The organism is Flavobacterium sp. J27 (assembly GCF_004303025.1).
Taxonomy (GTDB): domain Bacteria; phylum Bacteroidota; class Bacteroidia; order Flavobacteriales; family Flavobacteriaceae; genus Flavobacterium.
On the sequence record NZ_PJQW01000008.1, the window covers coordinates 133,846 to 146,653 of the forward strand.

A 12,808-nucleotide genomic window follows, 5' to 3' on the forward strand; every position below is an offset into this window, starting at 1 on the left:
AAAACTTTAACAAGCTCATAATCAATATTCTAAAAAATGTCGTATCTTTGCCCCCGGAAATTTCAGAGCGGTGACAGAGCCTGAGAAATTTAAATTTATGATAAAAAAAGGTTCGTATTTTTTTGGATTGACCATCCTAGTTGCCTTAGTTTCATCAGGATTTAATTCTTTTGAAATTGAAAAAGTAGAAGGGTTTCATTTAGAAAACAATGAGAAAATTTCTTATTATGTTCCAAGTGAGGATGAAGATGAAATCGAAGTTGATTTAGAGAACAGTTTGGTAGCTGTTCCTTATGTTGGAAAGACATTTGTTGGTTTTAAACAAGCATTGGCTTTCAAAGAATCGAGAGGTATTTTAAACACTGTTAACTCATTTGGTTACATGGGTAAATACCAATTCGGAAAAAGTACATTACGCTCTGTAGGTATTTATGATTTTCAAGAATTTTTAAGAAATCCGGAATGGCAAGATAAAGCTTTTAGAGCTTTGATAGCAAAAAACAAATGGGAATTAAGAAAAGAAATTGAAAAGTATAACGGAAGGGTTATCAATGGAGTAAAAATTACCGAGTCTGGTTTAATTGCTGCGGCTCATCTTGGAGGAGTTGGTTCGGTAAAAAAATACTTAAGAAGTAATGGTGCTAGAGGCTTTAAAGATGGTTTTGGTACTTCTTTGAGAAGTTATATTAAAAAATTTGGTGGGTATGATATTTCTCATATCGTTCCAAACAAAAATGCCAAAGTCAAAATCGGTTAAAATTACATTTTGTGTATAATGAAAATACAAGGTCGCTTATGTAAGTCGGCCTTGTTTTTTTTCCACTCTGCAATAGTTTTCGTTTTTATAAATTCTGTAGGCAAAGTAATATCACAGGCAATACATAAATAGGTGTTAGGTTGTAATATTTGAAGCAAATCATCAACTAATTTATTGTTTCTATAAGGTGTTTCAATAAAAAGTTGAGATTGGTTCTTTTCCTGAGATAACCGCTCGTAGTATTTTAATTCATTTTTCTTTTCATTAGCATCAATAGGGAGGTATCCGTTAAAAGCAAAACTTTGTCCATTCATACCACTTGCCATTAAAGCTAATAATATAGAGCTTGGTCCTACCAAAGGAACGACTTGTATTCCTTTTTCGTGAGCAATTTTTACAATAACAGCACCAGGATCTGCAATTCCAGGACATCCAGATTCGCTTAATAAACCTATGTTTTTACCTTCTAATAATGGCTTTATCATAGTAAAATGCTCGGCTGTTTCTGTGTGTTTGTTTAATAAAGCGAGTTGTAAGTCAGATTGTTTCTTTTCTGGATGAATGCTTTTAATAAAACGACGTGCGGTTTTTTCGTTTTCAACAATAAAAAAATCTATAAAATCGATACTTCGCTTAATGGTTTGTGGTAGAACATCTTCTGGTGCAACGGTTGTTTCTCCTGGATTAGATAAAGTGCAAGGAATTAAGTATAATTTTCCGTAAGAAGTATTCATTTTTTTTAAGATATTTTTTTTGCAATAACATCACAAGCTTTGTCGAGCATTTGGTATACATTTTCAAAACCTTCTTCTCCACCATAATAGGGGTCAGGAACTTCTACATTTTCATTTGGAAAAAGTTCATTCAAAATAAGTTTTACCTTTGCTTTTGCTTTTTCGTTTGGGGCTAAATGTAGCACATTTTTATAATTTGACATATCCATAACATAAATGTAATCAAATTTTTCAAAATGATTTGCCGTGAAATGCTGTGCTCTTTGATTCGTTATATCAATGCCGTGTTTTTTCGCTGTGGCTATAGATCGTTTATCTGGTAATTGACCTACATGCCAATCACCAGTTCCGGCTGAGTCTACTTGAAAATGATCTTTTGGTAACTTACTTTGTAAAATGCCCTCAGCTAGTGGTGAGCGACAAATATTACCTAAGCATACCATTAAGATTTTTACTACCATTTTCTATAAAGAAAGTTTTTTGTTAATATCGTCTACAAACTTTCTAAATTGTTTATCTGTAGTGACTAAATTGTCTACTGTTTTACATGCATGTAATACGGTAGCGTGATCTCTGTCTCCTATTTGATTTCCAATATTTGCTAAAGAAGATTTGGTGTATTTTTTGGCAAAGAACATAGCTAATTGTCTTGCTTGTACCACATGTCTTTTTCTGGTTTTCGATTGTAATGTTTCAATATCTAATTGGAAATAATCCGATACAATTTTTTGGATATAATCGATAGAGATCTCTCTCTTAACATTTTTAACGAATTTCTCAACAACTTGTTTGGCGAGTTCAATAGTTACCTCACGTTTGTTAAATGAAGATTGAGCAATTAAAGAAATAATAGCGCCTTCTAATTCTCTTACGTTACTTTTTATATTTTTGGCAACATATTCTATGATTTCTTCTGGCATTTCTACACCATCTCGATATAAAATGTTTTTTAGAATAGAAATTCTGGTTTCATAATCTGGTTGGTGTAATTCAGCAGATAAGCCCCATTTAAATCTTGAAAGTAACCGTTGTTCTATATCCTGCATGTCCACAGGAGCTTTGTCTGAAGTTAAGATAACTTGTTTTCCATTTTGATGTAAATGGTTGAAAATATGGAAAAATACATCTTGTGTTCCTGATTTTCCTGAAAGGAATTGAACATCATCTATAATTAGTACATCAATTAATTGGTAAAAATGAATAAAATCATTTCTTGTGTTTTTCTTAACCGAGTCTATATATTGTTGTGTGAAAATTTCTGCAGAAATATACAAAACTGTCTTTTCTGGAAATTTATCTTTGATTTCTACTCCAATGGCATGTGCCAAATGCGTTTTTCCTAATCCTACACCTCCAAAAATTAATAAGGGGTTGAAAGAAGTTCCGCCAGGTTTATTGGCAACAGCCATACCTGCACTTCTTGCTAAACGATTGGAATCTCCTTCTAAAAAATTATCGAAACTATAATTCGAATTTAATTGTGAATCAATGTTAATGTTTCTAATACCAGGAATAATAAAAGGATTTTTTAATTCCGGATTTTTTTGAACAATAGGAACATCAACTTCTTGTGTTTTAACAGCTTGTCTATTATTACTTGGTATTTGTTCTGTAAATGGAAGCTTATTGCCATAAGTGTTTTCCATTTTAATTTTGTACAATAATTTAGCGCTTTGTCCTAACTCTTTAGTAAGTGCAACTTTGAGAAGTTTTACATAATGCTCTTCTAACCATTCGTAAAAAAACTTACTAGGTACTTGGATAGATAGCGCGTTTTCATTTAGGTCAACTGCCTGTATCGGTTCAAACCATGTTTTGTAGGCTTGTTCCTGAATGTTATCCTTTATAAACAACAGACAATTTTTCCATACTGATTGCGCAGTTTTATCCATATATTTGCTCTTTTATAAATTATCTTTAGCTTTAATAGTAGTTGTCTTACAAAGATGAATGAGTTAATAGCTTTGTAAACGGGAGAACAAATATGTGAACAATTTTTGGTAAAAAAAAACAAAATGGCTATTGATTTTTTAAAAAAAATATTGTAAGCCTGTTAGCCTTTATTTAATGTTAAATTAACACCTTTTTTAATATGAGAGAATATGAGTTCAAAGTAAGAGTGCGTTATGCCGAAACGGATCAAATGGGAGTAGTTTACCACGGTAATTATGCACAGTATTTTGAAATGGGTAGAGTGGAATGGCTCAGAAACCTTGGGGTTTCCTATAAATGGATGGAAGAAAATGGAATTATGCTTCCTGTGGTGTCACTTACTATGAATTATAAAAAACCAGCACGATATGACGATTTGTTAACAGTAAAAACTATCTTTAAAAATCAAACCTCTGTAAAGATAGAATTTGACTATGAAATTTATAATGATAGGAACGAGTTATTAACAACAGGTTATTCTATGTTAGTGTTTGTGAATATGAAAACTGGTAGACCTACTTTGCCTCCTGAATATGTTAGTGAACGATTAAAAACCTTGTAGCGTTTTAAAGGTCAAGTTTTTTTATTTCTATTTCATAAAGTGATTCAAAAATTTCATATACTTTTTCTTCATTTTGTTTGCGTGTGGCTATCTCAATCTGGCAATTCATTTCCATTTTTTGTGAAATGATTTGTAATTGTTGTTCTTTGATAACTCGCATAACTTTGTTCATGTTTTTGTAGTCGAAAGTTATCAGGAAATGGATGTCGATTGTTTTTTCTATAATACTAGCGTTTTCCAATGCCATTTGTGCGGCTGTTTTGTAAGCAGAAATTAGGCCGCCAACACCTAGTTTTACACCACCAAAGTAACGAACAACCACAATGAGAATATTGGTAACTTCAAAAGATTGAATTTGTCCATAAATAGGTGTGCCTGCGCTATTATTTGGTTCTCCGTCATCATTAACTCTATAGTAAGGTCGTTCAGCTCCAATTTGAAAGGCATAACACCAATGTCTAGCATTGTGATGTAGCTTTTTTAATTCTAAAATTAATTCTTTGACTTCGTTTTCATTGGTAACAGGATAGGCATAACCAAAAAATTTGCTGTTTTTTTCTTTGTAAAGAACTTCTTCAGATGGTGATGCTATGGTTTTGAAAATGTCGCTATTAAGATTATTCATTTATGCCGATACTAATATTAAAGCAATTATTGCTAATAGAATGCCTAGATAATTATACTTTTTTAGTTTTTCTTTGTAGATAAGAAGACCAATTATGGTAGTGCACAAAATTACACTAATATTTATTAATGTGAAGATATTAGCACTGCTTATTTTGTCATTTTGAAGTGCGCGAATTAAAAAATACATTGAAAAATAATTGGGAACTCCTAAAAGAATACCGCCTAATATGTTTTTAAATTGGAAGTGTAATTTTTTTGTCATCCATTGATAGGTTACTACGAAAAATCCAATAATAAAAGCGCTTAGAAAAGTGAAAGTAGAAAATAAACCTGTATCACTAGGATTAACATATGTTTTTTGAATGTAATGAATACTGGTGTCAATAATACCTGAGCCTAAAAAGAGTAAGATAGGGTAACTGTAATTTGTAGTAGCGATATTATTTTTTTCTTTTTCTTTTTCTTTTTCTTTTTCTTTTTCTTTTTTAGTCGTGTAATAAACCGCCAATAATGCAATTAAAATGCCAATAGTCTTCAAAGGAGTTGTCCATTCTTTTAAATAATAAATTCCAAATATAACAGGTATAATTAGCGACATTTTACTTGCTACTGATGCTACAGTAACCCCATTTTTCTGTGAAGTTTGCCCCATAGTGAAAAAAATACTGATAAAAAGAATTCCCAAATAAAAACAAAGTGGAAACCAAGATTTATATATTACATGTGATAAGGATATAGGATTTTTTTCGAAAAGTAATCCTACGAAAAAGGCAACGAGGTAGTTAAAAATAATAGCTTGAAGTGTGTCAATTTTAAATTTTGTAAAGGTTTTAAAAACAATGAAAAGTAAAACTGCAAATACAACAGCAAGAAATAAGTGAAGCATTAAAATTAAAAGTGTTTTAATTTTTCAAATAATAACGTGACATCTTCTTTTTTGGGATTCAGATGCCAAGTTTGTAAGCCTGCTTTTTGCGCGCCTTCAATGTTTTCTAATTTATCATCTACAAATAGGGTTTTTTTGGGAACCAAATTATGATTGTTTATTATATACTTGTACGTATTTTCATCTGGTTTTCTTTGTCCAATTTCAAAAGAAAAATATACTTTTTCAAAGCAAGAATAAAAATCTCTAGCAAAGGATTGTCCTACTTTGTGTTCAAATTTGTCAATATGAGTAGAATCGGTATTACTTAATAAAAACAATCGATATTTTGAACCTATCATTTGTAGAAACTCTAAACGATATAATGGAAAATCAAGTAAAATTGCATTCCAGGCTTCTCTAATAGTTAATAAGTCTGCGGCATTAGTGTGTCTTTGAATTCCTTCAATAAAAGCTAATTCATCAATTTTTCCTACTTCATAACTTTTGTTAAGAGCGTCAAGTTCTGAATTCCATTCGCGAACACCTAAATTTTGTAATGCTTTTTCTGTGGCATTATGATCCAAATTGATGAAAACATCCCCGAAATCAAAAATAATTGTATCAATCATAATTTCTGAAAATTTTTAAAGTATCGTCCATTATGTAAGTTGTTTTTGTAGGAATTGAATTTAGAACAGGGGCTTTTATTCCAGAATTCAATACTGTATTTCCTTCAAAAACACGGGCTTCATCCCACAAGTTCAGATCTATAAAGGATTGTAAGGTTTTTAAACCGCCTTCTATGATTACAGATTGAATCTCGTTTTTATACAGACGATTTGTTAAATTTAGTAAAAAATCGGTATCAAAAACAATATTTTCATAAATAATATTTTCTTTTTTTGTTAAAATGTTACTTTCGGTAAAAAAGTAAGTCTTTGATTCATTGTTTTTTACAGCAAAATCTTCGGATATTTTATTGGATTTATCAAGTACAATTCGAATGGGATGCTGACCACTGAAATCGCGAGCATTTAATTTCGGATTGTCATCTAAAACGGTTTGTGTGCCTACAAGAATAGCTGCTTCTTCAGTGCGCCACTTATGAACTAATTGTCTGGAATAAGTATTGGTAATCCAAACAGGTTGTAATGCTTCATGTGTTATAGCTCTTTTGGATTTATCTGGTGCCAAAAAGCCATCTTTACTTGCAGCCCATTTTAAAATAATATAAGGTCTTTTTTTTTGATGAAATGTAAAAAAGCGTTTATTTAATTCGTTGCATTCTTTTTCTAAAACTCCAACCGTAACATGACAATTGTTTTCACGTAGTTTTTTAATACCATTACCAGCAACTTTAGCATACGGATCGATGGTGCCAATAACTACATTCGGAATTTTATGGGCAATGATTAAATCGCTACAAGGTGGTGTTTTTCCAAAATGACTGCAAGGTTCTAAACTAACATAGATGGTAGCTTTTGATAATACACTTTTATCTTTTACAGAATGAATAGCATGAACTTCAGCGTGAGGTTCTCCTGATTTTCTATGCCAACCTTCCCCAATAATTTTATTGTTGTAAACAATAACACTGCCTACTAATGGATTGGGATAAGTTGTTCCTAAACCATTTTTGGCCAGTTGGACGCATCGCTTCATGTAAAACTCATGTGTATTCATCTTACAAATGTAGTATTTTTAATATATATTTTAGAATGGATTTGTAGCAAATTATGTACTTTTACCACACAAATTCGTAGATATGATTCTTAGAAAAATCGAACCTAAAGATAATGCACAAATAGCTAAAGTTATTCGTACTGTTTTTGAAGAATTGGATGCACCAAAAGTGGGTACCGCTTATGCAGATCCTATTTTAGATACTTTATATGAAGTATATCAAAATGATAGGACATTATATTTAGTGGTTGAAAAAGAGGGTGTAGTTTTAGGAGGTTGTGGTATTGCACCTCTAGAAAATGGAGCGTCTCATATTTGTGAATTGCAAAAAATGTATTTTGCCCCTGAAATTAGAGGAACTGGTTTGGCAAAAGAAATTATAGAAAAATGCCTGATATTTGCCAAAGAGAATAATTTTACAGTTTGTTATTTAGAAACACTCTCTTTCATGAAAGCGGCTCAAAAATTGTATATTAATTTAGGTTTTCAAACCATTGATGCTCCTCTAGGCTGTACAGGTCATAGCAGTTGCGAAGTATGGATGACCAAAGAATTACACTAATTTAGACTTATCGAAATGCTTTTAAAAGAATATAAACTTCATTTTACAGCTACACTTCAAACAAAATTTGATGCTTTAGAGATAGAAAGTTTTTTTTTCATTATTCTAGAACATCTGCATCAAATGAAAAGGGTAGATTTAGCTTTGGAACCTCATTTTGAGTTAACAGCGATAGCACTTTTAAAATGGAACGACATTCTTTCTCAATTAGAACAAGAAAAACCAATACAATATATTTTAGGAGAAACTGAGTTTTACGGATTACACTTTTATGTAGATGAAAATACGCTAATTCCTAGACCTGAAACAGAGGAATTGGTACAATGGATTATTACGTCATTACAAAACAACTCGTCTCAAAAAATTACTATTTTAGATATAGGAACGGGTTCTGGTTGTATTCCTATTTCATTACAAAAGAACATTCCTAATGCAAAAGTAGCGGCTATAGATGTTTCAAAAGAAGCATTACAAGTGGCTGAAAGAAATGCTGTTTTAAATCAAACTGCAGTTTATTTTATACACCAAGATATTCTCCAAACTGAAGCCTTGGATGAAGTTTATGATATTATCGTGTCTAATCCACCTTATGTAAGACATCTTGAGAAAGAAGACATAAAGAAGAATGTCTTGGAATACGAACCTCATTTGGCATTATTTGTATCCAATGATGATGCGTTGCTATTTTATCGAAAAATTGCTCAATTGGCTAAACATAGCCTGTCAGTTGATGGACAATTGTTTTTTGAAATTAACCAATATCTTGGACCAGAAACGATTACCTTGTTAGAACAATTAGGGTTCCAAAATATTGAATTGAAAAAAGATTTTTATGGAAACGATAGAATGATTCGTTGTACACTATAAACTTTTATTCGTAACGTAATGCTTCTACTGGATCTAATTTGGACGCTTTAATTGCTGGATATAAACCAGAAATAATGGTTACAATTAGTGTTGTAATAAAAGCAGCAAACATGGCTAACCAAGGAATTACAAACGAAAAACCAGCAAAGACTGCAATAATAGTTCCGAGTATGATACCGAATATAATTCCTAGAAAACCTCCCATCTGACTAATAATAAAAGTTTCTGTAAAAAATTGCCAAGCAATAGTGCTTCGTTTGGCTCCAAGCGATTTACGAATACCAATTTCTCTAGTACGTTCACTTACGGAAACTAACATAATATTCATTAAGGCAATGGTTGAACCAAAAACGGTAATCGCACCAATAATTACAGCTACTAAATTAATTACAGCTAAATTTGAACCCAATGTTTGTATCAAATCGTCGCTACGTTCTATACCAAAATCGTTCTTTTGAATTGGGTTTAATTTACGAATCAAACGCATGGTTAAAGTAGCATCGTCTACCGCTTCGTCTAACAAAGCTTCGTTATTTACTTTTACATTTAAATCATAATTAATATTTGGTGCCGAAAAAATAGAGCGCGCAATTTGATTTGGTATTAAGACACGTAAATCCTGACTATTTCCAAAAGTAGATCCTTTTTCTTTTAAAACACCAATCACTTTAAATTTGGCTCCACGAATAGAAATAATTTTGTCTAACGGATTTTTGTCTTTAAATAATCCTTTTTCAAAATCAGAACCTAAAATGCAAACATAGTTGTTATTTGAAACGTCAAACGAATTGAAATTACGTCCTTTTACTACTTCTAATCCTTTATTTGGACAGAAATTTTCGTCAACACCTACAATATTAATTTCTGGATCAGTTTTATCACCTTGATGCTTTACTTCAATTCCTGTTGCTGCGGTAAAAGACAAGGAAGTTGTGGTAAATGGAAAATCAAATTTATCTTTGAATGCTTTGGCTTGTGGATAGCTAATAATAGGATTTACTTTTTGTTCCACATTATTTCGATTAATCTGAGCTGAAAAATCGTAGCGATTTATGGAAAACGTATTGGCTCCCATAGATGCAAAATTACCAAATAAATTATTTTCTAACGCTTTTGTCAAGGTAAGAATACCTACTAAAAAGGTAATTCCTATCATGATAATTAAAACAGTTAAAGCGGTACGCAATACCTGACCTCTAATGGAGTCTATTGCTATTCGGGTGTTTTCTCTAAATAATCCTATCATAACAACTATTAGACTTTAGAAAGTAAATTTTGTTACATTTTTTTAGTAATTAGTAAAAAGTTACTAGTAATTAGTTGTATAATTTTTCTGAATCAGTAATAAATTCGATATTTGCACTCAATATGTTTTTGCTTACAAAAGCATATCATAACATGGACACATTTTCAAATTGACATATTAAAAAAATGGCTCAAAAACCAAGTATACCAAAAGGAACTCGCGATTTTTCTCCTATTGAAGTCGCAAAACGCAATTATATTTTCAGTACGATAAAAACCAATTTCGAAAAATTTGGTTTTCAACCTATTGAAACCCCTTCTTTCGAAAATTCGGAAACCTTAATGGGAAAATATGGAGAAGAAGGCGATCGATTGATTTTCAAGATATTAAATTCTGGAAATTATTTTTTTAGTAAAAACAAGATTGAATTACCTAATAATATTACTGAACTTCAAATTAAATCGGCTGAAGATATTTCTACAGAAGAACTTATACAATTAAATAAATTTACAAGTAAAATCTCAGAAAAAGCTTTGCGTTACGATTTAACCGTTCCTTTCGCAAGATACGTGGTACAACACCAAAATGAAATAGAATTTCCGTTTAAAAGATATCAAATTCAACCGGTTTGGAGAGCAGATCGCCCTCAAAAAGGTCGTTTGAGAGAGTTTTATCAATGTGATGCGGATGTAGTGGGTTCTAATTCGCTTTGGCAAGAAGTAGAATTGGTACAATTATACGACTCCGTTTTTAGTCAATTAGGATTAAACGGTGTAACTATTAAAATCAATAATCGTAAAATTTTATCTGGAATTGCTGAAGTTATCGGTGCTTCCGATAAATTAATCGATTTTACAGTTGCTTTAGATAAATTAGATAAAATAGGGGAAGAGGGTGTTAAAAAAGAAATGCTTGAAAAAGGAATTTCCGAACAAGCTATTACTAAAGTGCAACCCTTATTTAGTTTTACAGGGACTATTGCTGAGAAAATCGCGAAGTTAGCGGATTTATTAGCTGCTTCAGAAGAAGGCATGAAAGGAGTGGAGGAATTATTGTTTATTTGTGATAATGTAAACGAAATTGGTTTACAAACCGCTCAATTAGATTTAGATGTTACGTTGGCACGTGGGTTAAATTATTACACAGGAGCTATTTTTGAAGTGACTGCTCCCAAAGGTGTGGCTATGGGTTCCATTGGTGGTGGTGGTCGTTATGATGATTTAACGGGTATTTTTGGTTTAAAAAACATGAGTGGTGTAGGGATTTCGTTTGGTTTAGACCGAATCGCTTTAGTAATAGAAGAATTAAACTTATTTCCTGAAACTGTAACCACTACTTCTAAAGCTTTGTTTTTAAACTTTGGATTGGAAGAAGCAAAATATGCCATGAAGGCCATTGCAAAATTAAGACAAGAAGGAATTAAAGTAGAAATGTATCCAGATGCCACAAAAATTGGAAAACAGTTTCAACATGCAGACAAACGAGGCATTCCATTTGCAATCTTAGTAGGAGAAGAAGAAATGAAAAATCAGCAATACGGAATAAAAAATTTGGCTTCAGGAGACCAACAAAAATTGTCTTTTGATGCTTTACTAAATGTATTGAAAGAGAATAAATAATCCTTATTGTGAAATAGTTTTTTTGTAAGTAATATTACATTTCATTTGTCTTAAAATGTTTACTTTTGAGGCTTCAATAAAAAAATAGATCATGTCAGATACAATAGAAAAAGTAAAATGTTTAATTATAGGTTCTGGTCCAGCAGGCTATACGGCTGCAATTTATGCGGCTAGAGCCAATATGTTTCCGGTTTTGTACCAAGGTCAGCAACCAGGAGGGCAATTAACTACTACAAATGAAGTGGAAAATTTTCCAGGTTACCCAAATGGAATCACGGGTCCTGAAATGATGATAGAGTTGCAGGAACAAGCCAAACGTTTTGGAACCGATATTAGAGACGGTTGGGCAACTAAAGTAGATTTTTCAGGAGTTATTCATAAAGTATGGATTAATGATACGATTGAAATTCATGCAGAAACGGTTATTATTTCAACAGGAGCTACAGCAAAATATTTAGGATTGCCTTCAGAACAAAAATATTTACAATTAGGTGGTGGTGTTTCTGCTTGTGCTGTTTGTGATGGGTTTTTCTACAGAAATCAAGAAGTAGTAATTGTTGGAGCAGGAGATAGCGCTTGTGAAGAGGCGCATTATTTGTCTAACATTTGTAAAAAAGTAACCATGTTAGTTAGAAGTGATCAATTTAGAGCTTCTAAAATTATGGAAGCCCGTGTAAGAAATACACCGAATATTGAAATTTTAATGCATACTGAAACTGAAGAGGTTGTAGGAGATGGGCAAGTAGTTACTGGTGTGAAAGCTAAAAACAGGACTACTGGAGAACTTATCGATATTCCAGCTACTGGTTTCTTCGTAGCCATTGGTCACAAACCTAACACCGATATTTTTGCCGACTATTTAGATTTAGATGAAACGGGTTATATTAAAAACATTCCAGGTACAGCTAAAACGAATGTTGCGGGTGTTTTTGTAGGTGGTGATGCAGCAGATCATGTGTATAGGCAAGCTATTACAGCAGCGGGAACAGGTTGTATGGCTGCTTTAGATGCAGAGCGTTATTTGGCAGCAAAACATTAAAAAAATAGAGTAATAGAATAAAAAAAAGGTCATTCAAACGAATGACCTTTTTTTATTCTATTTTCCTAAAGAAATCGGAAAGAGTTATATTGAAATAGCTACAAATTTTGGATAAAGTGGAAACAGTAATATTTGTTTTACCTTGTTCTATTCTTGCTAAGTGAATCCCTGTGTCAAAATAAAAAGTTTCCAGACTGATATGGTTTATCTTTCTCAACTCTTTGATATTGAGTATTATTTTTTCTAAAAGTTCTTTGTTGTGATATTGTTTAGGCATATCACAATATCAAATTACTTATTAGCTTTTCTTTC

Annotated in this window: 15 protein-coding genes; 6 read left to right on the top strand and 9 right to left on the bottom strand. The window is 31.9% G+C overall.

All coding sequences use genetic code 11. The features are described from left to right. Nucleotides 1-97 precede the first annotated feature (97 nt). Entirely contained in the window at nucleotides 98-757 is a 660-nt protein-coding gene (locus CX675_RS12545; protein ID WP_130735586.1) for a peptidoglycan-binding protein LysM, read from the top strand. Nucleotides 758-759: 2 nt separating this feature from the next. Here the strand turns inward: CX675_RS12545 and CX675_RS12550 are convergent, their stop codons facing one another. Genes CX675_RS12550 through dnaA form a run of 3 tightly spaced genes read right to left on the bottom strand, consistent with a single transcriptional unit; the run spans nucleotide 760 to nucleotide 3,383 of the window. After that, nucleotides 760-1,491, bottom strand: a complete 732-nt coding sequence (locus tag CX675_RS12550) for an SAM-dependent methyltransferase (protein ID WP_130735587.1) — start codon at nucleotides 1,489-1,491, stop codon at nucleotides 760-762. 5 nt (nucleotides 1,492-1,496) lie between these two features. Further along, nucleotides 1,497-1,952: a low molecular weight protein-tyrosine-phosphatase gene (locus CX675_RS12555; RefSeq protein ID WP_130735588.1), complete on the bottom strand. Its 456-nt coding sequence runs from the start codon at nucleotides 1,950-1,952 to the stop codon at nucleotides 1,497-1,499. Nucleotides 1,953-1,955: 3 nt separating this feature from the next. After that, nucleotides 1,956-3,383 (bottom strand): chromosomal replication initiator protein DnaA, encoded by a 1,428-nt coding sequence (gene dnaA / locus CX675_RS12560; protein WP_130735589.1) that lies wholly within the window; start codon nucleotides 3,381-3,383, stop codon nucleotides 1,956-1,958. A 200-nt stretch (nucleotides 3,384-3,583) separates the two neighbouring features. On the opposite strand from dnaA, the gene CX675_RS12565 reads away from it, so the two are divergent. After that, entirely contained in the window at nucleotides 3,584-3,985 is a 402-nt protein-coding gene (locus CX675_RS12565) for a thioesterase family protein (protein WP_130735590.1), read from the top strand. A 4-nt stretch (nucleotides 3,986-3,989) separates the two neighbouring features. On the opposite strand, the gene CX675_RS12570 is transcribed toward CX675_RS12565, so the two are convergent. The 4 genes from CX675_RS12570 to ribD form a co-directional block, all read right to left on the bottom strand. Continuing rightward, nucleotides 3,990-4,610: a YigZ family protein gene (locus CX675_RS12570; protein WP_130735591.1), complete on the bottom strand. Its 621-nt coding sequence runs from the start codon at nucleotides 4,608-4,610 to the stop codon at nucleotides 3,990-3,992. Next, on the bottom strand, nucleotides 4,611-5,264 hold the full coding sequence (locus tag CX675_RS12575; protein ID WP_165396040.1) for a GRP family sugar transporter: 654 nt from the start codon (nucleotides 5,262-5,264) through the stop codon (nucleotides 4,611-4,613). 239 nt (nucleotides 5,265-5,503) lie between these two features. After that, nucleotides 5,504-6,109: an HAD family phosphatase gene (locus tag CX675_RS12580; protein ID WP_130735593.1), complete on the bottom strand. Its 606-nt coding sequence runs from the start codon at nucleotides 6,107-6,109 to the stop codon at nucleotides 5,504-5,506. Next, entirely contained in the window at nucleotides 6,102-7,163 is a 1,062-nt protein-coding gene (gene ribD, locus CX675_RS12585) for a bifunctional diaminohydroxyphosphoribosylaminopyrimidine deaminase/5-amino-6-(5-phosphoribosylamino)uracil reductase RibD (RefSeq protein WP_130735594.1), read from the bottom strand. Before ribD ends, CX675_RS12580 begins: the two co-directional genes overlap by 8 nt. Before the next feature lie 82 nt (nucleotides 7,164-7,245). Here ribD and CX675_RS12590 point away from each other — a divergent pair, with 82 nt between their 5' ends. Together CX675_RS12590 and prmC are read left to right on the top strand one after the other, a co-directional pair. Continuing rightward, nucleotides 7,246-7,725, top strand: coding sequence for a GNAT family N-acetyltransferase (locus CX675_RS12590; RefSeq protein WP_130735595.1), 480 nt, complete (start codon nucleotides 7,246-7,248; stop codon nucleotides 7,723-7,725). 15 nt (nucleotides 7,726-7,740) lie between these two features. Beyond that, the gene (gene prmC / locus CX675_RS12595; RefSeq protein WP_130735596.1) at nucleotides 7,741-8,592 is read left to right on the top strand and encodes a peptide chain release factor N(5)-glutamine methyltransferase; all 852 of its coding nucleotides are present in this window, start codon (nucleotides 7,741-7,743) and stop codon (nucleotides 8,590-8,592) included. A 4-nt stretch (nucleotides 8,593-8,596) separates the two neighbouring features. Here prmC and CX675_RS12600 read toward each other — a convergent pair whose 3' ends face one another. Then, a complete protein-coding gene (locus tag CX675_RS12600; protein ID WP_130735597.1) occupies nucleotides 8,597-9,838 on the bottom strand; it encodes an ABC transporter permease in 1,242 nt (413 codons plus the stop codon). Between the two features lie 185 nt (nucleotides 9,839-10,023). Here CX675_RS12600 and hisS point away from each other — a divergent pair, with 185 nt between their 5' ends. Both hisS and trxB read left to right on the top strand, forming a co-directional pair. Continuing rightward, entirely contained in the window at nucleotides 10,024-11,457 is a 1,434-nt protein-coding gene (gene hisS / locus CX675_RS12605) for a histidine--tRNA ligase (RefSeq protein ID WP_130735598.1), read from the top strand. 91 nt (nucleotides 11,458-11,548) lie between these two features. Continuing rightward, nucleotides 11,549-12,496 carry a thioredoxin-disulfide reductase gene (gene trxB, locus CX675_RS12610; protein ID WP_130735599.1) on the top strand — a complete coding sequence of 316 codons (948 nt, stop codon included), beginning with the start codon at nucleotides 11,549-11,551 and terminating at the stop codon, nucleotides 12,494-12,496. A 52-nt stretch (nucleotides 12,497-12,548) separates the two neighbouring features. Here the strand turns inward: trxB and CX675_RS20340 are convergent, their stop codons facing one another. Then, nucleotides 12,549-12,773: a helix-turn-helix transcriptional regulator gene (locus CX675_RS20340; protein WP_130735600.1), complete on the bottom strand. Its 225-nt coding sequence runs from the start codon at nucleotides 12,771-12,773 to the stop codon at nucleotides 12,549-12,551. Nucleotides 12,774-12,808 lie beyond the last annotated feature (35 nt).